Origin of the sequence: Shewanella sp. KX20019 (genome assembly GCF_016757755.1) — a bacterium.
In the GTDB taxonomy this organism is placed as follows: Bacteria; Pseudomonadota; Gammaproteobacteria; order Enterobacterales; family Shewanellaceae; genus Shewanella.
In genome coordinates this window covers 59,122-82,321 of record NZ_CP068437.1, presented here as the reverse complement: position 1 = coordinate 82,321, position 23,200 = coordinate 59,122, and the positions used below count along the sequence as shown (strand labels likewise).

The 23,200-nt window shown below is 44.0% G+C and carries 16 protein-coding genes and 3 rRNA genes; 10 read left to right on the top strand and 9 right to left on the bottom strand.

Annotation, left to right across the window (positions count from 1 at the left end):
* Window positions 1-164 precede the first annotated feature (164 nt).
* Window positions 165-2,918, top strand: a complete 2,754-nt coding sequence (polA, locus tag JK628_RS00330) for a DNA polymerase I (RefSeq protein ID WP_202287312.1) — start codon at window positions 165-167, stop codon at window positions 2,916-2,918.
* 673 nt (window positions 2,919-3,591) lie between these two features.
* On the opposite strand, the gene yihA is transcribed toward polA, so the two are convergent.
* The gene (gene yihA / locus JK628_RS00325; RefSeq protein WP_202287311.1) at window positions 3,592-4,254 is read right to left on the bottom strand and encodes a ribosome biogenesis GTP-binding protein YihA/YsxC; all 663 of its coding nucleotides are present in this window, start codon (window positions 4,252-4,254) and stop codon (window positions 3,592-3,594) included.
* Window positions 4,255-4,423: 169 nt separating this feature from the next.
* Between yihA and JK628_RS00320 the strand changes: the two genes are divergently transcribed.
* The 7 genes from JK628_RS00320 (at window position 4,424) to JK628_RS00290 (ending at window position 12,619) form a co-directional block, all read left to right on the top strand.
* Complete coding sequence (locus JK628_RS00320) at window positions 4,424-5,044, top strand: c-type cytochrome (protein WP_202287310.1); 621 nt, start codon at window positions 4,424-4,426, stop codon at window positions 5,042-5,044.
* A 979-nt stretch (window positions 5,045-6,023) separates the two neighbouring features.
* On the top strand, window positions 6,024-6,701 hold the full coding sequence (locus tag JK628_RS00315; RefSeq protein WP_202287309.1) for a methyltransferase domain-containing protein: 678 nt from the start codon (window positions 6,024-6,026) through the stop codon (window positions 6,699-6,701).
* 45 nt (window positions 6,702-6,746) lie between these two features.
* On the top strand, window positions 6,747-7,280 hold the full coding sequence (gene yihI / locus JK628_RS00310; protein WP_202287308.1) for a Der GTPase-activating protein YihI: 534 nt from the start codon (window positions 6,747-6,749) through the stop codon (window positions 7,278-7,280).
* 100 nt (window positions 7,281-7,380) lie between these two features.
* Window positions 7,381-7,848, top strand: a complete 468-nt coding sequence (locus tag JK628_RS00305) for a DUF2489 domain-containing protein (protein ID WP_202287307.1) — start codon at window positions 7,381-7,383, stop codon at window positions 7,846-7,848.
* A gap of 263 nt (window positions 7,849-8,111) precedes the next feature.
* Entirely contained in the window at window positions 8,112-9,488 is a 1,377-nt protein-coding gene (gene hemN / locus JK628_RS00300; protein ID WP_202287306.1) for an oxygen-independent coproporphyrinogen III oxidase, read from the top strand.
* Between the two features lie 256 nt (window positions 9,489-9,744).
* Window positions 9,745-11,532 (top strand): DUF885 domain-containing protein, encoded by a 1,788-nt coding sequence (locus JK628_RS00295; RefSeq protein ID WP_202287305.1) that lies wholly within the window; start codon window positions 9,745-9,747, stop codon window positions 11,530-11,532.
* 112 nt (window positions 11,533-11,644) lie between these two features.
* Window positions 11,645-12,619 carry an alpha/beta fold hydrolase gene (locus tag JK628_RS00290; protein WP_202287304.1) on the top strand — a complete coding sequence of 325 codons (975 nt, stop codon included), beginning with the start codon at window positions 11,645-11,647 and terminating at the stop codon, window positions 12,617-12,619.
* Window positions 12,620-12,906: 287 nt separating this feature from the next.
* Here JK628_RS00290 and rrf read toward each other — a convergent pair.
* The 3 genes from rrf to JK628_RS00275 form a co-directional block, all read right to left on the bottom strand.
* Window positions 12,907-13,022, bottom strand: a 5S ribosomal RNA gene (gene rrf / locus JK628_RS00285).
* 171 nt (window positions 13,023-13,193) lie between these two features.
* Window positions 13,194-16,098: ribosomal RNA gene (locus JK628_RS00280) — 23S ribosomal RNA — on the bottom strand.
* Window positions 16,099-16,495: 397 nt separating this feature from the next.
* Window positions 16,496-18,038, bottom strand: a 16S ribosomal RNA gene (locus JK628_RS00275).
* The 16S, 23S and 5S rRNA genes sit together here, the layout of an rRNA operon.
* Window positions 18,039-18,672: 634 nt before the next feature.
* On the opposite strand from JK628_RS00275, the gene JK628_RS00270 reads away from it, so the two are divergent.
* Window positions 18,673-19,230 carry a gamma carbonic anhydrase family protein gene (locus tag JK628_RS00270; RefSeq protein ID WP_202287303.1) on the top strand — a complete coding sequence of 186 codons (558 nt, stop codon included), beginning with the start codon at window positions 18,673-18,675 and terminating at the stop codon, window positions 19,228-19,230.
* 20 nt (window positions 19,231-19,250) lie between these two features.
* On the opposite strand, the gene JK628_RS00265 is transcribed toward JK628_RS00270, so the two are convergent.
* Window positions 19,251-19,529 (bottom strand): DUF1488 domain-containing protein, encoded by a 279-nt coding sequence (locus JK628_RS00265; protein ID WP_202287302.1) that lies wholly within the window; start codon window positions 19,527-19,529, stop codon window positions 19,251-19,253.
* An 11-nt stretch (window positions 19,530-19,540) separates the two neighbouring features.
* The gene (gene aroE, locus JK628_RS00260) at window positions 19,541-20,356 is read right to left on the bottom strand and encodes a shikimate dehydrogenase (protein ID WP_202287301.1); all 816 of its coding nucleotides are present in this window, start codon (window positions 20,354-20,356) and stop codon (window positions 19,541-19,543) included.
* Window positions 20,357-20,495: 139 nt separating this feature from the next.
* Between aroE and JK628_RS00255 the strand changes: the two genes are divergently transcribed.
* On the top strand, window positions 20,496-20,930 hold the full coding sequence (locus JK628_RS00255) for a group II truncated hemoglobin (RefSeq protein ID WP_202287300.1): 435 nt from the start codon (window positions 20,496-20,498) through the stop codon (window positions 20,928-20,930).
* Window positions 20,931-20,960: 30 nt separating this feature from the next.
* Here JK628_RS00255 and hemF read toward each other — a convergent pair whose 3' ends face one another.
* The 3 genes from hemF to JK628_RS00240 form a co-directional block, all read right to left on the bottom strand.
* On the bottom strand, window positions 20,961-21,875 hold the full coding sequence (gene hemF / locus JK628_RS00250; RefSeq protein ID WP_202287299.1) for an oxygen-dependent coproporphyrinogen oxidase: 915 nt from the start codon (window positions 21,873-21,875) through the stop codon (window positions 20,961-20,963).
* 12 nt (window positions 21,876-21,887) lie between these two features.
* On the bottom strand, window positions 21,888-22,451 hold the full coding sequence (locus JK628_RS00245) for an L-threonylcarbamoyladenylate synthase (RefSeq protein WP_202287298.1): 564 nt from the start codon (window positions 22,449-22,451) through the stop codon (window positions 21,888-21,890).
* 91 nt (window positions 22,452-22,542) lie between these two features.
* A complete protein-coding gene (locus JK628_RS00240) occupies window positions 22,543-23,106 on the bottom strand; it encodes a DNA topoisomerase family protein (protein ID WP_202287297.1) in 564 nt (187 codons plus the stop codon).
* Window positions 23,107-23,200: the final 94 nt, after the last annotated feature.

The following is a 23,200-nucleotide window of genomic DNA, read 5'->3' as shown; positions in this document are numbered from 1 at the left end:
ACACTTACGCTTTGCCATTTTTACTGATAAAAATCAGCATATTTAGGTTCGCCTGTTTCATGCACAGAGTTATCCACAGGCTTGTCTATATTTATCCGTGGCTGAAACAGCCCTGATATGGCATGCTAGCGCCATCATCGAAATGCGATAAACGAATACCTATTATGCCTAAAATTGCCGACAACCCTTTAGTCCTTGTGGATGGTTCCTCTTACCTTTACCGCGCCTATTATTCTCCACCACATTTGACTAACTCTAAAGGTGAAGCCACAGGTGCAGTCTACGGCGTGATCAACATGCTACGCAGCCTTTTAAATCAATACAAACCTAGCCAAATGGCAGTTGTATTTGATGCCAAGGGTAAAACATTCCGTAACGATATGTATTCGGAATATAAAGCCCAGCGCCCGCCAATGCCAGACGATCTCCGTAGCCAAATTGCGCCTTTACATGAGCTTATTAAAGCGCTCGGTTTACCGCTGGTATGTATCTCTGGTGTTGAAGCCGATGATGTTATCGGTACGATTGCAACCCAAGCCAGTAAAGAGGGGCGAGCGGTACTAATCAGTACTGGCGATAAAGATATGGCGCAGCTGGTTGACGAAAATGTCACGCTCATAAATACCATGACCAATACCATAATGGGCCCTGCTGAGGTCATCGAAAAATTCGGTGTTGGCCCTGAACTGATTATTGACCTGCTCGCGCTCCAGGGCGATAAAGCCGACAATATTCCAGGCCTACCTGGTGTTGGTGAGAAAACCGCATTGGCAATGCTTACTGGCGTGGGTTCGGTCGCTAATATTTTAGCAACACCGGAAAAAATGCCTGAGCTTGGCTTTCGCGGCTCAAAAACAATGCCAGCTAAGATTATTGAACATGGCGATATGCTCAAATTAAGTTATGAGCTCGCAACCATTAAACTCGATGTAGAGCTTGAGCAAGACTGGCGCACCATGAACATTGAGCCAGCAAACAAAGATGAATTGATTAAGTGCTATGGCAAAATGGAATTTAAACGCTGGTTAGCTGAAGTGTTGGATAATAAATCAGGAGCAGCAGTGGCAGGCGATGACACTGATGAAGCTGTGGTAAAGCAGGATATCACTGCCGAATACGAGACTATCCTTACGGTCGAGCAGCTGGATAGCTGGTTAGAAAAGCTAAACAAAGCAGAACTTATCGCCATAGATACTGAAACAACCAGCCTCAACTATATGGAAGCTGAACTGGTCGGTATCTCATTTGCGATAGAAGCAGGCAAAGCTGCCTACTTACCGCTATCACATGACTACCTTGATGCGCCGGAACAACTCGATAAAACATTAGTTTTTGAAAAGCTAACGCCACTGCTGGAAAATGAAGCCATTAAGAAGGTGGGTCAAAACTTAAAGTATGACATCAGTATTTTTGCGAATGCCGGCATTGCCTTACGCGGCGTAAAGTTCGATACAATGCTTGAGTCGTACGTGTTTAACTCTGTAGCCTCAAAGCACAATATGGACGACTTAGCGCTTAAGTACCTTGGCCATAAAAATATTAGCTTTGAAGAGATTGCCGGCAAAGGTGCCAAACAGATCACCTTTAACCAAATTCCACTTGATATCGCAGCGCCGTATGCCGCGGAAGATGCTGACATAACCCTAAGGCTGCATCAGCATTTGTGGCCTAGATTGGAGAAGCAGCCTGAGTTAGCCAGTGTTTTCAGCGATATTGAACTGCCGTTAATTAATACTCTGTCGACAATTGAACGACAAGGTGTGCTCATTGATAGCATGCTTTTAGGGCAACAAAGCGAAGAGTTGGCACGTAAGATTGATGAACTACAAAGCAAAGCGCATGAGATTGCAGGCCAGCCATTTAACCTTGCCTCACCTAAACAGCTACAAGAGCTATTTTTCGAGAAGCTTGGCTACCCAGTGTTAAAGAAAACACCTAAAGGTGCACCTTCAACAGCTGAAGAGGTGCTCGTTGAGCTTGCACTAGACTATCCGCTGCCAAAGATCATTCTAGAACACCGTAGCCTAGCCAAATTGAAGAGCACCTATACTGACAAACTACCGCTAATGGTGAATGCCAAAACAGGACGCGTTCACACCAGTTATCATCAAGCGAATGCAGCAACAGGCCGTTTATCATCTAGTGAACCTAACCTACAAAACATTCCGATTAGAACCGAAGAGGGTCGCCGTATTCGTCATGCCTTCATCGCACCAGAGGGGAAGAAAATCCTCGCTGCCGATTACTCGCAAATCGAACTACGTATCATGGCGCACCTCTCTCAAGATAAAGGGCTACTGACCGCTTTTGCTGAAGGCAAAGATATTCATAAAGCTACAGCGGCTGAAGTATTCGATGTTGATTTCAGTGAAGTCACCACCGATCAACGTCGCCGTGCAAAAGCGGTCAACTTTGGCTTAATCTACGGCATGTCAGCGTTTGGTTTAGCTAAGCAACTCGACATTCCACGTGCTGAAGCACAGCAATACATTGACACTTACTTTAAGCGTTATCCAGGTGTATTGAAGTATATGGAAGAAACGCGCGCCATAGCGGCTGATCTTGGTTATGTGTCGACCCTGTATGGCCGTCGTCTATATTTGCCTGCAATTAAAGATCGCAACGCCATGCGCCGACAAGCAGCAGAGCGAGCTGCGATTAATGCCCCCATGCAAGGTACTGCTGCCGATATCATTAAGAAAGCAATGATAGATGTCTCGAAGTGGATTGAAACAGAGACTCAAGGTGAGATAACCATGATCATGCAGGTGCACGATGAATTGGTGTTTGAGGTCGATGAAGCACAAGCAGAGACATTACAAGTCAAGGTATGTCAGTTGATGGCAGCTGCAGCCAAGCTCGATGTAGAGTTACTTGCAGAAGCAGGCATAGGCGATAACTGGGAACAAGCACACTAGAATAACTTGAAATGACCTAAACTCAGCTTAAGCTACATTCAGTTGGTCGCCTCGCCGACCAACTGAAATCCTGTTTTCGTGACCTTCCAACAATCCCCTTAACCGCTATTAATACTTCAACATCAGCCACAACATAACGGCTCAATTTTAAAGCTGTATAAATCTATGGTTTTAAATCAGTAATATGAAATATATAGATCATTTACTGCTTTTTTATTGAACAAATCGTGAGATCACCATCACATTATTGTGTCTTTTTTACAGAAACTGTTTTTCATAATACGGTTAATAGGGTAATATTATCTGCGTAGGGTACAGAGGTTAAGATGTTCTATCTTTCAGACCTTTTTTAAATTCGCTGATTTGAAGTGAATTGCCAAATTATGGCGCCCCAGCAAATCTAATTTGCTGGGGCTTTTTTTCGCCCAAAATTCAATTTAGAGCAATTACTTTAATTCGTTTAAAAAAAGAGTTATCATGTGGTTATTAAGTACTACCAATATCGTTTGGTAGGTCTTGAGTCTTGTTGAATTTAGCTTCTCCCCAAAAGAGCTAATTTACGCCGATGGTTTATTCCGTCGGTTTTTTTTTGCCTGTAATAGCCCTCCCGCCAATTCAAGCCCAAAAAAAACGCCCCTAAATAGGAGCGTCTTTATCAACAAGCGGCAGTAGCTTACTCGTCGTCAGCGGCTTCAGCCTCTATCTGTTGCAGCAACCACTCTGGCTTACACCACGCATCTAAAATACTAAGCGCTTTATTTTTGCCTATCCCCTTAAGCGATGAGAATGGCTCAACCTTTACCGCATCCCTATCAAAATGGCTTAGCTTCTTACGCACCTCATTTACCATCTTCATTCTGTCACTTTGGCCTAACTTATCGGCCTTGGTTAACAGTGCTAATACAGGAATGTGGCTTTCTACAGCCCACTCAATCATCTGCATATCAAGATCTTTAAGCGGATGGCGGATGTCCATCAATACAACTACGCCACTTAAGCAGTCGCGCTTTAATAAATATTCACCTAAAGCTTGCTGCCATTTTTTCTTAAGCGCCAAAGGAACTTGAGCGAAACCATAACCTGGCAAATCCACTAAACGGCGATGCTTATCGAGTTTAAAAACGTTAATAAGCTGGGTACGGCCCGGCGTTTTACTGGTACGGGCAATCTTTTGCTCCGTCAGTAAATTAAGTGCACTAGACTTGCCCGCGTTCGAACGACCCGCAAACGCTATCTCTACCCCAACATCACCTGGAAGGTATTCATTTAAGTGTGCGATGTCCGGCGCACTAATTAAAAACTCAGCTTTACGGAAATCGATACGAGATTCACTCACAATTAACTCCAAAATTTTATCAACTAACTTTGCTAAATATCGAAGAGTTGCTTACATTTTCACAATTTCGTGTAAAATATTACCCCGATCACATAAAATACATTTTATCACGCTTGCGGGTCTCCCTAGTAAGCCCATGACAAATATTTTAATAAGAAGTTGGAACGCCATGAAAAAGTTAGCTCTTGCGCTGTCTGTTTTAGTCACAATGTCTTCACCTGTAATGGCCGAAGGTAATGCTGAAGCCGGAAAAACTAAAGCCATTGTTTGTTCTGCTTGTCACGGTGTTGACGGCAACAGCATGATAGACATGTACCCTAAACTTGCAGGTCAACAAACGACCTATCTCGAAAAGCAACTACATGATTTCCGCAGTGCGGCCAAATCAGGTGGTAAAGAAGGCCGTGCAGACCCAATCATGGGCGGCATGGCAATGATGCTTAGCGATGAAGACATCTCTGATATCGCTGCATTCTATTCTAGTCAAATAAAGCAAGTTATCGACGTTAAAGACGTTCCAGCATTAGGTGAAGAGCTATACAAGGGTGGTGACTCAGCTCGCGGCATCACCGCATGTATCGCTTGTCATGGACCTGAAGGTAAAGGTTCTGAAGCTGCCGGTTTCCCAGATGTTAGCGGACAACACGCTAATTACATCAAGATCCAGCTAAATAAGTTTCACGATACAAATCGTAACAACGACTTAAATGGCATGATGCAAGACATCGCTAAAAAGCTAAATGCTGACGATATGGACGCATTATCTAAATATATATCAAGCCTTAAGTAAATATTAGTTAATACTAAAAGGACAGGTTTACTGTCCTTTTTTATTTCATATTGTTAACGTTTACGTAAACTGCAAGCAAAAACTTACTTGACAGCGATCACAGATTTCGGTTTAATGAGCCCCGTACCGAGATGAACCCAACTGTTAGTACAAAAATTATTGAATAATAACTTTCAGATTTCGGTATTTATACATTTAAGATATAAGAATAAATTAACAAATAATAATAATATGATTGAGACCACTCACTAAAAATAATAAGAGTAGAGATTTCTGTTTGAAGTCCAGGTCGTAAGAATTTTAGTAAGGATTTTGGTTAGGAAGGCCAATACGCTATTTAGCATTTACCTTACATTCAGAGAAACGCGCACCAATAGGAGAATGTTTGTAGGATACAAACATTGGCAGAGGAAGCTAATAGCTTTGGATGCACTCGCTGGAAGCTTGTTTATCACTGGAAGATACTTAGATACAACTAACATGGATGGTTACTTAGGCGTCATTGATGGACGAAGAATTGAGATGTGTCATAAAGACCATCTACGGAAACTGTGGTCAGGAAGACAACAGGATTAAAATAAAGTGTCAGGAAGACCAAAAACTAAAAAATAATTGCACGGAAAGCAATCAAAAAAATAAGATGGATATTGACCGGGATAGTCACTAGCAAGTATGGATACTTGAAATAAGAATTGGTGCTAATTGCACTTTATAGGCGACAGTTTATCTGTCGCCTTTTTTATTGCTCAAAAAAGCCTACCCACAGTATTCTATTCTTGTTTAATACCAATCCCATTAAATTCCCACTGAATCCTGCATCTTCAGGTAGGATGGGTATATACTCACAAAAGTCCCTTTAAACAATTGGTTTATATGTCGATATCGATTCAAACTCCTTGTTGGCGATTTCCCATAACCCCATATATTTATCAATTGCTTTCCCTACCTTTAATACATTGATTTAAGAGGGAGTTGTTATATGCGCCGATGCCCACTGTGCTTTAATGACCACTGCCAACTGTTCTTTGAAAATAGAAAGCGTTGTTTATACCACTGCAATCAATGTGAACTGGTATTTGCTGATGCTAGCTCACACTTACCACCGAATGCCGAAACCCAGAAGTACCGCCTTGCGAACAACAAAAGTAAATTATTATCACAGTTCATGTTTGATCTAGTATCTCAATGTGAAACCGGAGAGCAAGCACTGCTCGGTCTCAATTTTGGTAGAACATTAGATCCCAAGAGTTTGCAAAGAGTGACAAAGCGTGGCCATCAAATTAACCAATATGATCCTAGCATTGCACCTTGGAATAGAGAGTTAAAGCAGCAATACGATTTCATTTGCTGCTATCGCGTTTTTGAGCATTTTAGGTTTCCCAAAAAAGAGTGGGGACTGCTGTGTGAATTAATCAAACCTGGTGGCTGGATTGCGATTAACACGCCATTACTGACCGACCACACCGGATTTGATAAGTGGCACCACAAAAATAATTTAACCCACGTTAGCTTCTACAAGCAGAAAAGCTTCGAATATTTGGCCGATAAAGTCGGTTTTAAGCTATTATTTGCAGCAAACGATCTCATTCTGGTGCAAAAACCATCAGGATCTGGTATAACACGCGACCAAACTTCAATTGTTGATAGAGATTTTTAATTTTGTCAGCAGCAGAGTCATTTAAGTTATCGAGATAAGTGAATCATGTCCCGTAGTAAGAAATCACGTAAGAGCAACGAGAATGCTCCCAAATTAGCCCCGAGAACAAAGAAACAAGAACGCGTTCTCGCTGGTAAAAAACAAGTTGCTGGTAATAAAGCGGGCAGTCGTCATAACGCTTCGATGATTGAAAGCCAAGCCAACGGTGGCGGTGCTAAAAACAGCGACCCTCGTCACGGTAGTAAAAAACCTGTTCAGCTTAATATCGTAAAAGAGAAGAAGGTTGAGAGTAAGCCGAAAGGGCCAAAGCTATCTGATGAGCAAAAACTATTAAAGCTAGAGGAAGATCCGCGTCTAAACAGCCTGCTAGATATGCTTGAAGAGGGTAAAAACCTAGCTCAAGATGATCAAAAGTGGTTAAATAAGCAATTAACCCAAATTGAAACTCTTCTAGATAAGCTCGGTCTAATCGACGAAGTAGAGCAGCCTCAAGCAAAGAAAACCGTCAGCGATGACGATCTCTTCGACAAGTTTGAATCTGGTGCAGATCTTCTTAAAGATTTCCAACAGAAAGACTAGTCCCTAGTGGCAAAGCTCCTAATATGGCATCTTAATTGATGCCATATTTTTATCTGATACTAGAATGTCAACGCTCTGTACCAATACAACAGGATTACGCATGACCACAGCTCTTATTGTTATAGCTTTTTTTATCATCGTTATGCTGACCACCTATGCTACTTACCTGCTGATCCGGGTTCGAAAGCAAAGCCAAGCTAAAATATTGAAGCAACAAGAACTCGCTGCTGCTGCAAGAGCAAAGTCAGAGGAATTACTCGATAGTATTCGCTATATCGCAACAGCGATGCTCGAGGAGCGTTGTGAGTTATCAGAAGGAGTTATGCGTATCGCTAAACTGTTTAACTTAGTTGGTATGTCTGAGTTAGTCAGCGAAAAATATCCAGCAACATTTAAACATTTTGAAGTTATCAAGGAGCACCCCATTAAGGAAAGCCGTACAGCCCTGTCCAAAAAACAGCGTATGAAGCTGGATTTTGCTCGAATAAAGTCTGAGGGTGAGCTAGAAGCAGAGATCCTTAAAGAAGCTAAACAACTGAGTGTATTTGACGCCGCCGCACTACATTAATCACAACTAACAGCTAAGGTTATAGTTTGCACATGACTATATTGAATCCCTATCCAGATCTCAGTTATAGAAGATTTTATTAATATAGGGTGAGTCTGTGCACAAAATCTACTTAACAGCGCAGACATAAAGTCGAAATTCAGCGATATTCTGTCGCTCTTTGTTACCCACATTTCAAATTTACAACATGGATCAAAGTTATTGCACAAATAACGATGCATACTTCACATGTTGCTAAATTACTATACGTTGGAGGATACGCCTTGAAGCAGCCCACCCAAATTAGTTGGGATCAGTCAATGATCGAAAAGTACAATTATAGCGGCCCACGTTATACCTCTTACCCGACGGCGCTAGAGTTCGATGATTCGTTTACCGAAGATAAGTTGCTGACCTCCATCAAAAACAGCAAGAGTGATAAGCTTTCTCTTTATATCCATATCCCTTTTTGTGCCAAGCTTTGTTACTACTGTGGCTGCAATAAGGTCATCACTCGTCATCAGCATAAAGCCGATCAGTATATTGAATATCTAGCCACTGAGATTGTTAAACGTGCGCCGTTATTTAAAGACTACTTAGTCACACAGATCCATTGGGGTGGCGGTACACCGACATTCCTTAGTCCAGATCAAATTCTTAAGCTATCAGCACTCGTTAAAGCAAACTTTAACGTTGCAGAGGTCGGAGAATACTCGATTGAAGTTGACCCACGCGAAATTGAGCTATCTATGCTCGATACGCTAAAAGAGGCGGGTTTCAACCGCATCTCAATCGGTGTTCAAGATTTCAATAAAAAGGTTCAAATCGCTGTTAATCGTGAACAAGATGAGCAGTTTATTTTCGACCTAATGGCGCGCGCTAAAGAGCTTGGCTTTGTTTCTACCAACATTGACCTTATCTACGGCTTGCCGCATCAAACTCCAGAGACATTTGCTGAAACTATGCAGCGAGTTCTTGATCTTGATCCGGACCGCTTGTCTGTCTTTAACTACGCTCACCTGCCATCGCGTTTTGCAGCCCAGCGTAAGATTAAAGATGAAGACCTAGCATCACCGCAACAAAAGCTAGATATGCTACATCAAACAATCGAAACCTTAACGGGTGCCGGTTACCAGTATATCGGTATGGACCACTTTGCAAAGCCTGATGATGAACTTTCAATTTTACAAAATGAAGGTCGCTTACACCGCAATTTCCAAGGTTATACCACTCAAGAAGAGTGCGACCTACTTGGCTTAGGTGTTTCATCTATTAGCCAAATTGGTGATTGTTATGCACAGAACCAAAAAGATGTTCGCCCTTACTTCGAGTCTATCGATGCTAATGGCCATGCACTTTGGAAAGGTTGTGGCTTAAATCGTGATGATGAAATTCGTCGCGTAGTGATTAAGCAGCTTATCTGCCATTTTGACTTAGATATGGCGCAGATCGAAGAGAAGCTAAATATCAACTTCGAAGAGTACTTTGTAGAAGACTTAAAACTACTGCAAACTTTTATCGATGATAAGCTAGTGGACATCACCGATAGAAAGATCACCATCAGCCCAACTGGCCGCTTGTTGATCCGTAATATCTGTATCTGTTTTGATGTTTACTACCGTGAGAAAGCAAGACAACAGCAGTTCTCACGCGTTATCTAATAAAGATAGATATAAAAAAACCGGCATTAGCCGGTTTTTTTATATCTCGAAAAACAGTTTCTCTTTCAATCTTATAGGGCTATGCACTCATTATTTAAGATAGATACCCTCCCAATAAAATTACCTTACAAACAGGTAAGCAATATCTAATCCTGTTAATCACATTTGCTTTAACTTACCTACGTGACCTTTTGCATGACTATCGGCATAATCGAAAACAGAATAAAAACAGATCCATAACAAAAACGGATATAACATGCTTAGATACCTGCTCCCCTCTATTTTGCTCATCGGCCTTAGTGGCTGCCAAACTGTTCCGACAGCGACTACCGCTCCAGTTACAGCTTCAGCGAAACAACCAGTAAATACGCAACTTCAAACTGCAATCGACAATGCTTGGCAGATATCGTTAGATGCTAGCCCGGAGTTAGCCTATTCATTGGGAGATCAATCAGCAGCGGGAAAACTACAAGATCTATCCCCAACGGCTTTAAACTCACTACATCAACGTCGTGTTGCTTTGTTAAGCGAGATAAAGGCAATAAATAGATCAAAACTCACCGCAGACGATGTTATCAACGGCAAAATACTACAAGATCAACTACAAAACAGCGTTGATCAATTTCGCTATAAAGACCACTACATCCCCTTGTCTGCTGAAAGTGGTTTTCACGCATATATAGCCTCAATCGCTAATGCTCGTTTTTCAAAAATTGAAGACTATCAAAACTATATAAATCAGCTTAAAGGCTTACCAACATACTTTGCACAGCAAAACTATTGGTTAAAGCAAGGACTGGCAACGGGTATTACGCCTGCTAAAGTCACCCTAAATGGTTTTGAAACCAGTATCAGTGCCTTTATCGTATCTGTTGAAGACAGCGGCTACTTTAAGCCGTTTACTGAGTACCCAGACCATTTCAGTGATGCAGAGAAAATCGAACTAACCAATCAAGGCTTAGAGTTAGTCGAAAATACAGTACTACCTGAGTATCAGGCTTTTTTTGATTTTATGGTCAACGAGTACATTCCAAATACACGAACTGAAATTGCTGCATCTGAATTACCTGACGGTGTAGAGTTCTATGAAAACAGAGTGCGTTACTACACAACATTAAACATGACATCTGATGAAGTACACCAGTTAGGCTTAAGCGAAGTTAAGCGTATTCGAGCTGAGATGGAGCAGATTATTGAGGAGGTTGCATTTGACGGTAGCTTCGCTGATTTCCTTCACTTCCTAAGAACAGATCCACAGTTTTACCCTAAAACGGCAGAAGAACTACTGAAAGAAGCTGCTTTTATCGCCAAAAAAGCAGATGCTATGTTACCTAAATACTTTGGTAAACTACCGCGCCAACCCTATGGTATAGCACCAGTGCCAGCTGAGATTGCCCCAAAATACACCACTGGCAGATACTCTGGCTCTAATCGAGATGATGAAGCAGGGTTTTACTGGGTCAACACTTACGCACTTGATAAACGACCACTATATGAGATGGAAGCCTTAACATTACATGAAGCTGTTCCGGGGCATCATCTACAGATATCATTAAACCGCGAGCTAACTGAACTACCGAGTTTTCGACGTTATAGTTACATTTCAGCATTTGGTGAAGGTTGGGGTTTATATTCTGAATATCTAGGTCTTGAAGCTGGATTCTATCAAGACCCTTACAGCAACTTTGGTCGACTGACCTATGAAATGTGGCGCGCAGCAAGACTCGTTGTCGATACAGGCATGCATGCAAAAGGCTGGAGTCGTCAGCAAGCGATGGACTTTATGGCAAATAACACAGCCCTATCACTGCATAATGTGACAACCGAGATTGACCGCTACATCTCATGGCCTGGACAAGCTCTGTCGTACAAGATCGGGGAATTAACCATTAAACGTTTACGCGCCCAAGCAGAACAAGAACTAGGCGAGAACTTCGATATTAGGGCCTTTCATGATGCAGTATTAGCAAATGGTTCTGTGCCTATGACCATTTTAGAGCAGCAAATTAACGACTTTATAAAACAACAGCAAGCAGCACTTTAGCCTTACCGAGTAAAATGGTCGCTAGTTGCGGCCATTTTATTATTAATTAGAACATCATATTACCAAGGGAGTTTGTTACACTGAAACCATTCTAGTCCAAAAGATTACCACCATGCCGAATGCTGCAGAACCCGCTTTATCATCAAACTCTGTCTGTGTCTTTTCATCTGAGCACCACCTAAACAGTCCAGAGCAAACTGCATTTTGGCAACAAGTAACACAAGCAACGTTCAAGGCAAATGACGGCCTATCACTCGCTTATGCATCCGTTACACAACAGAATAGCAAAGGCACCATAGTACTGAGTAGTGGACGAGTTGAATCCTATTTAAAGTATAAAGAGCTAATGTTCGATCTTTACCGTCAAGGCTACGATTTGTTTGCAATCGATCATCGTGGACAGGGTCTGTCCTGCAGAACAACGTTAAACCCCCATCAAGGACATATCGACAAGTTCCAGCGCTATGTCGACGATTTCGACGAATTTATAAACACTATTGTCAAGCCGGTTCAAGAGAGAGACTATTTCCTTGTCGGCCATTCAATGGGTGGAGCCATAGGCACCTTGTACCTTTCACAGCACCCTGGCGTGTTTAAATCTGCAGTTTTTTCAGCCCCAATGTACGGTATAAAGTTACCCCTACCGAAACGCTTCATTCGTAAATTAGCGTCACTATTAGATAACCATAGTAACCAGTATCCGAACTATGTATTAGGCGGCAAAGATTACCATGCTGCAGCATTTGAAAAGAATGATCTAACCAATAGTAAACTGCGTTATGACGATTATAGAGACCTCTATCAACTGCAACCTAAGCTACAGTTGGGTTCGCCAACAAATCATTGGTTGGTGGAGTCTATTGATGCTGGAGAAGATGCAATTAAGGCAGCACAAAACATCAATATCCCTTTACTAATACTTCAAGCAGAAGAAGATACCATTGTCTGTAATGCAGCGCAGAAACAGGCAAGCAGAGGTATGAGTAAGCTATTAAAGATCCCCTACTCACGACATGAAATTTTTATGGAACGTGATAAAGCTAGAAACACGGCGCTAACGGCTTTGCTTAACTTTATAAAAGCTTAAAGCTGCGTTATCAGTTACTAGCTATAAAAGCCCATTGCGTTAGCAACGGGCTTAATACTCTCTTACGAGGCTGATATTAGAAAGAGTCGCGTCTGGAAATGAGCTACTCCTTATTATCCTCCTCAAAGTGGACACATGGGCATATTGACCACGCAGCTACTCTCGTTTTAGAGTGGGGAAAAATGCCGTTAATCCATACTCATAACGACACAAAACCACAAATCGCAGACGTAAAAAAGCCCGTTGCGTTAGCAACGGGCTCAATACTCTCTTTCGAGAAATTAGGCGCCTGGAAATGACCTACTCTCACATGGGGAAACCCCACACTACCATCGGCGATACTGTGTTTCACTTCTGAGTTCGGAATGGGATCAGGTGGGACCACAGCTCTATGGTTTCCAGACAAATTTGGTTATTACTTTCAGCTTTTAAAAAGCTAAAGGTAAAAAGTTTAGAAAGCTGATACTCGCTACCGCAAGTAATATTAAATTATTGAGTCTTACACACACATTAAGTGCTTCTAATTCTGGTTTCTGTCGAAACATCAGTCTCATACAAAACCCATCAGGGTTGTATGGTTAAGCCTCACGAGTCATTAGTACAGGTTAGCTCAACGCCTCACAACGCTTACACACCCTGCCTATCAACGTCCTAGTCTCGAACGGCTCTTTAGAGGAATTAAATTCCTAGGGATGACTCATCTTAGGACTCGCTTCCCGCTTAGATGCTTTCAGCGGTTATCGATTCCGAACGTAGCTACCGGGCAATGCTATTGGCATAACAACCCGAACACCAGCGGTTCGTCCACTCCGGTCCTCTCGTACTAGGAGCAGCTTCCTTCAATCATCCAACGCCCACGGCAGATAGGGACCGAACTGTCTCACGACGTTCTGAACCCAGCTCGCGTACCACTTTAAATGGCGAACAGCCATACCCTTGGGACCGACTTCAGCCCCAGGATGTGATGAGCCGACATCGAGGTGCCAAACACCGCCGTCGATATGAACTCTTGGGCGGTATCAGCCTGTTATCCCCGGCGTACCTTTTATCCGTTGAGCGATGGCCCTTCCATACAGAACCACCGGATCACTATGACCTACTTTCGTACCTGCTCGACGTGTATGTCTCGCAGTTAAGCTGGCTTATGCCATTGCACTAACCGTACGATGTCCGACCGTACTTAGCCAACCTTCGTGCTCCTCCGTTACTCTTTGGGAGGAGACCGCCCCAGTCAAACTACCCACCAGGCACTGTCCCGAACCCCGATTCAGGGGCCGCGGTTAGAACATCAAAACTACAAGGGTGGTATTTCAAGGTTGACTCCACTTCATCTAGCGACAAAGCTTCAAAGTCTCCCACCTATCCTACACATGTAGGTTCAATGTTCAGTGCCAAGCTATAGTAAAGGTGCACGGGGTCTTTCCGTCTAGCCGCGGGTATACGGCATCTTCACCGCAATTTCAACTTCACTGAGTCTCGGCTGGAGACAGCGTGGCCATCATTACGCCATTCGTGCAGGTCGGAACTTACCCGACAAGGAATTTCGCTACCTTAGGACCGTTATAGTTACGGCCGCCGTTTACCGGGGCTTCGATCATGAGCTTCTCCGAAGATAACCCAATCAATTAACCTTCCGGCACCGGGCAGGCGTCATACCGTATACTTCCTCTTGCGAGTTTGCACAGTACTGTGTTTTTGATAAACAGTTGCAGCCACCTGGTATCTGCGACTGCCAACAGCTTAGGGAGCAAGTCCCATCACCGTCGGCAGCGTACCTTCTCCCGAAGTTACGGTACCATTTTGCCTAGTTCCTTCAGCCGAGTTCTCTCAAGCGCCTTGGTATTCTCTACCCAACCACCTGTGTCGGTTTGGGGTACGATTCCTACTAACCTGAAGCTTAGAAGATTTTCCTGGAAGCATGGCATCAACTACTTCAGTCCCTTAGGACCTCGTCATCAACTCTCAGCATTGCAATTTAATGCGTATTCCCGGATTTGCCTAAGAATACTGCCTACAGCCTTAAACGCGGACAACCAACGCCGCGCTAGCCTAGCCTTCTCCGTCTCTCCATCGCAGTTAGCAGAAGTACAGGAATATTAACCTGTTTCCCATCGACTACGCCTTTCGGCCTCGCCTTAGGGGTCGACTCACCCTGCCCTGATTAACATTGGACAGGAACCCTTGGTCTTTCGGCGAGGGAGTTTTTCACTCCCTTTATCGTTACTCATGTCAGCATTCGCACTTCTGATACGTCCAGTGTGGGTTACCCCTTCACCTTCAACCGCTTACAGAACGCTCCTCTACCGCTTGCTAGTAAACTAGCAAACCCATAGCTTCGGTGTATTGCTTAGCCCCGTTAAATCTTCCGCGCAGGCCGACTCGACTAGTGAGCTATTACGCTTTCTTTAAATGATGGCTGCTTCTAAGCCAACATCCTAGCTGTCTAAGCCTTCCCACATCGTTTCCCACTTAGCAATAACTTTGGGACCTTAGCTGATGGTCTGGGTTGTTTCCCTTTTCACGACGGACGTTAGCACCCGCCGTGTGTCTCCCGTATAGTACTCATTGGTATTCGGAGTTTGCAAAGGGTTGGTAAGTCGGGATGACCCCCTAGCCTTAACAGTGCTCTACCCCCAATGGTATTCGTACGAGGCGCTACCTAAATAGCTTTCGAGGAGAACCAGATATCTCCCGGTTTGATTGGCCTTTCACCCCCAGCCACAAGTCATCCGCTCATTTTTCAACATAAGTCGGTTCGGTCCTCCAGTTGATGTTACTCAACCTTCAACCTGCCCATGGCTAGATCACCGGGTTTCGGGTCTACACCTTGCAACTAAACGCGCAGTTAACACTCGGTTTCCCTACGGCTCCGCTATTCGCTTAACCTCGCTACAAAATGTAAGTCGCTGACCCATTATACAAAAGGTACGCAGTCACGGTCTCAAGAACCGCTCCCACTGCTTGTACGTATACGGTTTCAGGTTCTATTTCACTCCCCTCACAGGGGTTCTTTTCGCCTTTCCCTCACGGTACTGGTTCACTATCGGTCAGTCAGGAGTATTTAGCCTTGGAGGATGGTCCCCCCATGTTCAGACAAGATGTCACGTGTCCCGTCCTACTCGTTTTCACGTAAAGTTAGTTTTCATGTACGGGGCTATCACCCTGTGCCGCTGTGCTTTCCAACACATTCCACTAACACCCTCTACGCTTAAGGGCTAATCCCCGTTCGCTCGCCGCTACTAGGGGAATCTCGGTTGATTTCTTTTCCTCCGGGTACTTAGATGTTTCAGTTCCCCGGGTTTGCCTCACAACACTATGTATTCATGTTGTGATACTCACTTATGTGAGTGGGTTTCCCCATTCGGACATCGTTAGCTCAAATGCTTGTTACTAGCTCGCCAACGCTTTTCGCAAGTTACTACGTCCTTCATCGCCTCTGACTGCCAAGGCATCCACCATATACGCTTAGTCACTTAACCATACAACCCAAATAAGTCTCTATGAGAAATAATCGTTGTTTCAAGCGGGTAAGCTCAAAACAGTCGTATCGTAACTAATGGTTTCTACTTTCGCCAAAATTAGAATTTTTAACTCGTAACCGTTAAGTCACAAGCCAAGACACTTAATGTTTAAGTGTTTAGAACTCAATTTTTTAATTTCGCGCTAATCCTATAAATAACAATACGATAAATCGTAGCTGCTATCCCTTTCAGATTAACACTATCAGCTTTCCAAATTTTTAAAGAACGATATCACTGCAACAAGGCAGGATATTTTGTCGCTCGCCTCAACTCAATTAAGAGATAAGGAGAACAAGCAATCTGTGTGGACACTCAAACGTATTTGCATACTTCAGATGCGAGTTAGTCGTATAGGTAAGGAGGTGATCCAGCCCCAGGTTCCCCTAGGGCTACCTTGTTACGACTTCACCCCAGTCATGAACCACACCGTGGTAAACGCCCTCCCGAAGGTTAAGCTATCTACTTCTGGTGCAGCCCACTCCCATGGTGTGACGGGCGGTGTGTACAAGGCCCGGGAACGTATTCACCGTAGCATTCTGATCTACGATTACTAGCGATTCCGACTTCACGGAGTCGAGTTGCAGACTCCGATCCGGACTACGACCGGCTTTGTGAGATTAGCTCCACCTCGCGGCTTTGCAACCCTCTGTACCGGCCATTGTAGCACGTGTGTAGCCCTACTCGTAAGGGCCATGATGACTTGACGTCGTCCCCACCTTCCTCCGGTTTATCACCGGCAGTCTCCCTAAAGTTCCCACCATTACGTGCTGGCAAATAAGGATAAGGGTTGCGCTCGTTGCGGGACTTAACCCAACATTTCACAACACGAGCTGACGACAGCCATGCAGCACCTGTCTCATAGTTCCCGAAGGCACACCAAAATCTCTTTCGGCTTCTATGGATGTCAAGAGTAGGTAAGGTTCTTCGCGTTGCATCGAATTAAACCACATGCTCCACCGCTTGTGCGGGCCCCCGTCAATTCATTTGAGTTTTAACCTTGCGGCCGTACTCCCCAGGCGGTCTACTTAATGCGTTAGCTTGAGAACCCAGTGTTCAAGACACCAAATTCCGAGTAGACATCGTTTACGGCGTGGACTACCAGGGTATCTAATCCTGTTTGCTCCCCACGCTTTCGTACATGAGCGTCAGTCTTTGTCCAGGGGGCCGCCTTCGCCACCGGTATTCCTTCAGATCTCTACGCATTTCACCGCTACACCTGAAATTCTACCCCCCTCTACAAGACTCTAGTTTGCCAGTTCGAAATGCAGTTCCCAGGTTGAGCCCGGGGCTTTCACATCTCGCTTAACAAACCGCCTGCGTACGCTTTACGCCCAGTAATTCCGATTAACGCTTGCACCCCTCGTATTACCGCGGCTGCTGGCACGAAGTTAGCCGGTGCTTCTTCTGCGAGTAACGTCACAGCTGTTGGTTATTAACCAACAACCTTTCCTCCTCGCTGAAAGTACTTTACAACCCGAAGGCCTTCTTCATACACGCGGCATGGCTGCATCAGGCTTTCGCCCATTGTGCAATATTCCCCACTGCTGCCTCCCGTAGGAGTCTGGACCGTGTCTCAGTTCCAGTGTGGCTGATCATCCTCTCAGACCAGCTAGGGATCGTCGCCTTGGTGAGCCATTACCTCACCAACTAGCTAATCCCGCCTAGGTTCATCCAATCGCGGAAGGCCCGAAGGTCCCCTCCTTTCCCCCGTAGGGCGTATGCGGTATTAGCAGTCGTTTCCAACTGTTATCCCCCTCGATTGGGCAGATACCTAGGTATTACTCACCCGTCCGCCGCTCGACACCTCAGGAGCAAGCTCCCTTGTGTTTCCGCTCGACTTGCATGTGTTAGGCCTGCCGCCAGCGTTCAATCTGAGCCATGATCAAACTCTTCAATTAAAGTTTTTTGCTTTACTCGGTTAAGAGCAAAGCGGCTCAATGAATTATACTGTTTTTCAAATATCCGAAGATATTCGAAGTTTACATATTGCTATGGTCACTCAGTGGTTCATTGAGTTAATATTTTTGATTGCCGACATTCCGAAGAACAGAAGGCAATTTCGAATAACTCAACACCTGTGAGTGCCCACACAGATTTGCTTGTCATATTGTTAAAGAGCGTGACATCAATCTTTCAGATGTCGCCGAAGACGCTAGGTCGTTGGCTTGAGGAGGCGTATTTTACACTCTCCAGTGTCGGCGTCAAGGGCTTATTTTAAGAAGTTTTTCAAGCGATGATTTCTTAATCAGAAGTCATAACCCGAAGCCCTTAAAGCGCTTGTCACCTGAGGCTAATTTCCGAAGAAGTTAATCTCTCTAACACTGCTGCAAGTCCCGTGCTACCTAGCTTTTACTAAGAGCGATTGGCCTGCTGTGCCGTGTCAGTGGATGCGCATTATAGGGAAATCCAGCAAGAGCACAAGAGGGTTTGCTAATAAAAGTGTTGCTTTGTTACTGTTTGACCACAAAACACCCTGACTAGCTACTTTTTACGCTTTATAATGCCCAAAACAGCCACTTTAAGGATTTTGAGATGACTAACTCGCAAAACAAGAAGTCACTACGTTCATATAAAGGAATTGTGCCACAGCTTAAAAACGATGTTTATATCGATGAAGCATGTGTTTTAGTGGGTGATATCACTTTAGACGATGATTCTAGCGTTTGGCCTTTGGTCGCTGCTCGTGGTGATGTTAATCATATCTATATTGGTAAGAGAACCAACATTCAAGACGGCAGCGTATTACACGTCACTCGCAAATCTCCTTCATTACCTGAAGGGCAGCCATTAATTATCGGTGATGACGTAACCGTTGGTCATAAAGCGATGCTGCACGGCTGCAGAGTCGGTAACCGTATATTGGTAGGCATGGGCGCTATTATTCTTGATGGGGCAGTGTTGGAAGATGACGTGATCTTGGGTGCGGGCTCTTTGGTTCCACCCAATAAAGTATTAAAGAGTGGTTATCTATATGTGGGCAGTCCAGCAAAACCAGCTAGGCCTCTTACTGAAGCAGAGCTCGCCTTCTTACCTCAGTCTGCTGACAACTATGTCAGACTTAAGAATGAATATTTGCAAGAAGGCGAGTAAAGCGTATTTGCTAGATAGCTTTATATAAGTATCAGCCTACCAAGCTCATCGAATGACTCCTGTTCGATGAGTTGCTCTACCTCATCTTCTATATCAAAACGATACTCATCAAACAGAGCCAACGCCCAACTCGCATTATCTGGTTGCTCGGTATTAATCGGAGTCTGAGATAGTTGAGCCAATTTGGCGATCCCAATACGGCACTCTATATTGCTACCTTGCACTTGGACGGGGAAAACGACGCTCCGGGATTTCGGATCCCAATCTTGTAAATCTGGAAACAATATACTTTGATTCATTTCGCTCTCGATTAAAGCTCTGATCGTAACTGCGATAATACAGTTTCAACGCCTGGCTTAACGTTACGCCATATCAAAAAGCTTTGCGCTGCCTGCCCAACCAACATACCTAAACCATCAACTGCTTGCTTAGCGCCATGAGCTAATGCCCAGCTGTTAAAGCTTGTTTGCTCCTTGCCATACATCATATCGTAGCAAACGGTGTCTTCGGCTATCGTTTGAGAACTGATATTAGGTACATCACCGCTTAAGCTTGAAGACGTTGAGTTAATGATCACGTCATAGCTTTGCGCTGTATGCTCAATAGGTAATGTGCTTATATTGCCGAATTGACTGAATATATCTACTAATGCTTCAGCTTTAGATTGGGTGCGATTAACAATCGTCAGCTTGGCGATGTCTGCTTGTAATAATGGCAATACACAGCCTCTTGCCGCACCACCAGCACCAACGAGTAGAATATTTAAACCTTTAAGGCTACCGAACTGTCGTTGCAAGTCAGCAACAAGACCCAGACCGTCGGTATTGTCACCACGCACTCTGCCATCACTCAATACAGATAATGTATTCACGGCACCCGCTAACTGCGCTTGCTCACTTAATTCATCACACAGCGCAAAAGCTTGTTCCTTAAAGGGCACTGTAACATTTGCGCCCAAACCTTGGTTAGCAACAAATGTCCTAAAACTAGCTTCAAATGCATCCACAGGCGCTAAAATGGCTTCATAGCATAATAGTTGTGCTGTTTCAGCAGCAAACATCCCATGAATTTTAGGTGATTTACTGTGTCTTATTGGGTTGCCAAATACTGCGTATCTGTCTGTCATGCTCAACACTCTATTTCTCGCTAAACTAAATATAAAATGAGTTTACCGCGGATTTCATTACGAGCAATCTATTCCGTCACAGTTATTTTCAGTACACCTATTGCTACAATGGCGACATAACTTTTGTTGGAGAGCAAAGATGAACTGGTTTAAACATTTAGTAGGTAAAAAGGAAGTGACTGAAGAACGAGATCCGCAACAGTCAAATGCATATGATCGTATTGGTGGTGAGACAACGATTCGAGCCATTGCTCAGCAGTTCTATCTGCAGATGCAATCTAAACAAGAAACCAAAGAGTTACTGGATATTCACCGCGCCCCCATTAGCGAATCCGAACAAAAGTTGTTTGAATTTCTCAGCGGCTGGTTAGGTGGACCACAGCTGTATCAACAAAAACATGGGCACCCAGCTTTAAAAGCCAGGCATATGCCTTTTAAAGTTGATGAAGCGATGCGAGATCAATGGTTAATCTGCATGAAAGCGGCAATTGAGTTGGAAGTATCTGAGACGCAGCATCAACAAGCTATTTATAGTGCGATTTCGACACTAGCGGATCATATGCGAAACCAATAACCTTAGTTGGATATTGGTTTCGCTTTATAACTATAAGCTCAACCAATCTCTAGGCTTAAGATAATCGCTATATAAAGTAGCTTCGGGGCTACCTACCTCCGGGGTATAAGCATATTCCCAGCGCACCAGTGGTGGCATCGACATCAAAATCGACTCAGTACGACCACCCGTTTGTAATCCAAACAAAGTACCACGGTCATATACCAGATTAAATTCTACATATCGGCCACGGCGGTATAGTTGGAATTGACGCTCATGTTCGCCGTATTCAGTCTCTTTGCGGCGCTCAACAATTGGCGCATAAGCGGTTATAAAGCCATTACCCACTGCTTGCATAAAGGCAAAGCTCTTATCGAAGCCCTCTTTATTGAGATCATCAAAGAATAAGCCACCCACGCCACGAGTCTCATTGCGATGTGGTAACCAGAAATACTCATCACACCATTGCTTATACTTTGGATAAACCTCATCACCAAAAGGCTCGCACAGAGACTTAGCATTTTGGTGCCACTCTACAACATCTTCTAAATAAGGGTAATAAGGAGTCAAATCAAACCCACCACCAAACCACCATACGGGGTCAGCGCCCTCTTTCTGAGCGATAAAGAAACGTACATTGGCATGAGTTGTGGGAATATGCGGGTTTTTAGGGTGGATAACCAATGATACTCCCATCGCCTCAAAACTACGTCCAGCAAGCTCAGGTCGATGTGCAGTTGCCGATGCTGGCATAGAAGCACCAGTAACGTGAGAAAAGTTAACGCCAGCTTGCTCAAATACCGCACCATTGGTCAATACACGACTTTGTCCGCCGCCACCCTCTTCACGCTTCCAAGAGTCCTCTACAAATTGTGCAGAGCCATCTAGCGTTTGAAGTCCATTACAAATTCGAGTTTGAAGATCGAGTAAGAAAGCTTTTACTACTGCTGAATCTGGTGTGCTCATACTTTTCCTTGGTTAACCTTTTCTTATAATGTTGCCACTCTTGGCATCGATAATAGTAGAGGGAGCCGTCTGACTGCCTAGGCCTCCTACCATTAATCCAGCAATTATCCCCTCAAACTGCTGTTGAACAGCTAAAGGTGATAACGCAGGATCCTGTCCTGATAAATTTGCACTGGTTGAAACAATGGGTTTATTGATTGCCGCGCATAGTGCTTTTACATCGACATGTGAGGTCACTCTCACTGCGATAGAGTCAAAAGTGCCACTCAATAATTTGGACAAACCTGGCTTAATCGGCATGATAAAGGTAAAAGGACCAGGCCATTTACTGTGAACAAATGCCAGCTGCTCAGTGCTAAGCTCAGATTCATCTATATAGGGGAGTAGTTGCTGATAGTCACCTGCTACGAGTATTAGTCCTTTTTGCCAAGGACGCTGCTTAATTTGCAGTAATTGCTTAATAGCTTCGTCATTGTCAGGATCACAACCCAGACCATAAACAGCCTCTGTTGGATAGGCAATAACGCCCCCTTGCTCAATAATTTCGGCCATTTCAGCTGGCAATACTTGTAACATCGATCTCCCTTCCCCTTACTTATATAAAGCTGTACCTGCTATATCGTTATGATCACTCAAAACCGACATTAGTGAAAGGCAATATGATAATTTAGACAGGGCGCTTATATTTGCATGCTTTTTCAGGGCACTCTAAACGCATTCCAGCCGCCCCTTTACGTTCTACTAAAATGCCAAAACCACAATCTGGGCAAGCTTCAGCTACAGGCGGGTAATTCACTAAGAACTTACACTTTGGATAACCACTACAAGCATAGAAGGATTTACCAAAACGACTGGTTCGATGCTCAACATGCCCTGTTTTACACTTGGGACAATCGATTTCGTCTTCAGCAGCAGCTTGGTCATGTTTTTCAATATGACGACATTGAGGATAATTGGTGCAACCAATAAAAATACCGAACCGGCCAGACTTAACTGCCAATTCACTGGCACACTCTGGACAGGATGAGCCTTCAATTACCTGAGTTTCGATAGATTCATGCTGCACTAGCGGTCGAGTGTAGTCACAGCTAGGGTAGTTATTACACCCTATAAAACCACCGTGCTTACTGTGCCTTACTGATAATTCACAGCCACATTTAGGGCAGAGTTCATACTCTTTCTCCAATGCATGCTCATGTGTAGTAAACAGTTGCTGATCGATTTTAGCCATGATTCTCTCGGTTCATCAATATAACGCTATTCTACCAAGTATTAGCGTGACTTTTGTATTCATCTAATAGGTTTTGACAAAAAGCAGTGATATA

What these genes read in the sequence shown, in the direction of transcription:
- JK628_RS00295 (WP_202287305.1), top strand. Translation starts at nt 9,745, where the DNA reads ATGCTTAGATACCTGCTCCCCTCTATTTTGCTCATCGGCCTTAGTGGC.
- JK628_RS00265 (WP_202287302.1), bottom strand. Translation starts at nt 19,529, where the DNA reads ATGAATCAAAGTATATTGTTTCCAGATTTACAAGATTGGGATCCGAAA.
- yihI (WP_202287308.1), top strand. Translation starts at nt 6,747, where the DNA reads ATGTCCCGTAGTAAGAAATCACGTAAGAGCAACGAGAATGCTCCCAAA.
- JK628_RS00240 (WP_202287297.1), bottom strand. Translation starts at nt 23,106, where the DNA reads ATGGCTAAAATCGATCAGCAACTGTTTACTACACATGAGCATGCATTG.
- JK628_RS00315 (WP_202287309.1), top strand. Translation starts at nt 6,024, where the DNA reads ATGCGCCGATGCCCACTGTGCTTTAATGACCACTGCCAACTGTTCTTT.
- JK628_RS00270 (WP_202287303.1), top strand. Translation starts at nt 18,673, where the DNA reads ATGACTAACTCGCAAAACAAGAAGTCACTACGTTCATATAAAGGAATT.
- JK628_RS00305 (WP_202287307.1), top strand. Translation starts at nt 7,381, where the DNA reads ATGACCACAGCTCTTATTGTTATAGCTTTTTTTATCATCGTTATGCTG.
- JK628_RS00290 (WP_202287304.1), top strand. Translation starts at nt 11,645, where the DNA reads ATGCCGAATGCTGCAGAACCCGCTTTATCATCAAACTCTGTCTGTGTC.
- hemF (WP_202287299.1), bottom strand. Translation starts at nt 21,875, where the DNA reads ATGAGCACACCAGATTCAGCAGTAGTAAAAGCTTTCTTACTCGATCTT.
- aroE (WP_202287301.1), bottom strand. Translation starts at nt 20,356, where the DNA reads ATGACAGACAGATACGCAGTATTTGGCAACCCAATAAGACACAGTAAA.
- JK628_RS00255 (WP_202287300.1), top strand. Translation starts at nt 20,496, where the DNA reads ATGAACTGGTTTAAACATTTAGTAGGTAAAAAGGAAGTGACTGAAGAA.
- polA (WP_202287312.1), top strand. Translation starts at nt 165, where the DNA reads ATGCCTAAAATTGCCGACAACCCTTTAGTCCTTGTGGATGGTTCCTCT.
- JK628_RS00245 (WP_202287298.1), bottom strand. Translation starts at nt 22,451, where the DNA reads ATGTTACAAGTATTGCCAGCTGAAATGGCCGAAATTATTGAGCAAGGG.
- JK628_RS00320 (WP_202287310.1), top strand. Translation starts at nt 4,424, where the DNA reads ATGAAAAAGTTAGCTCTTGCGCTGTCTGTTTTAGTCACAATGTCTTCA.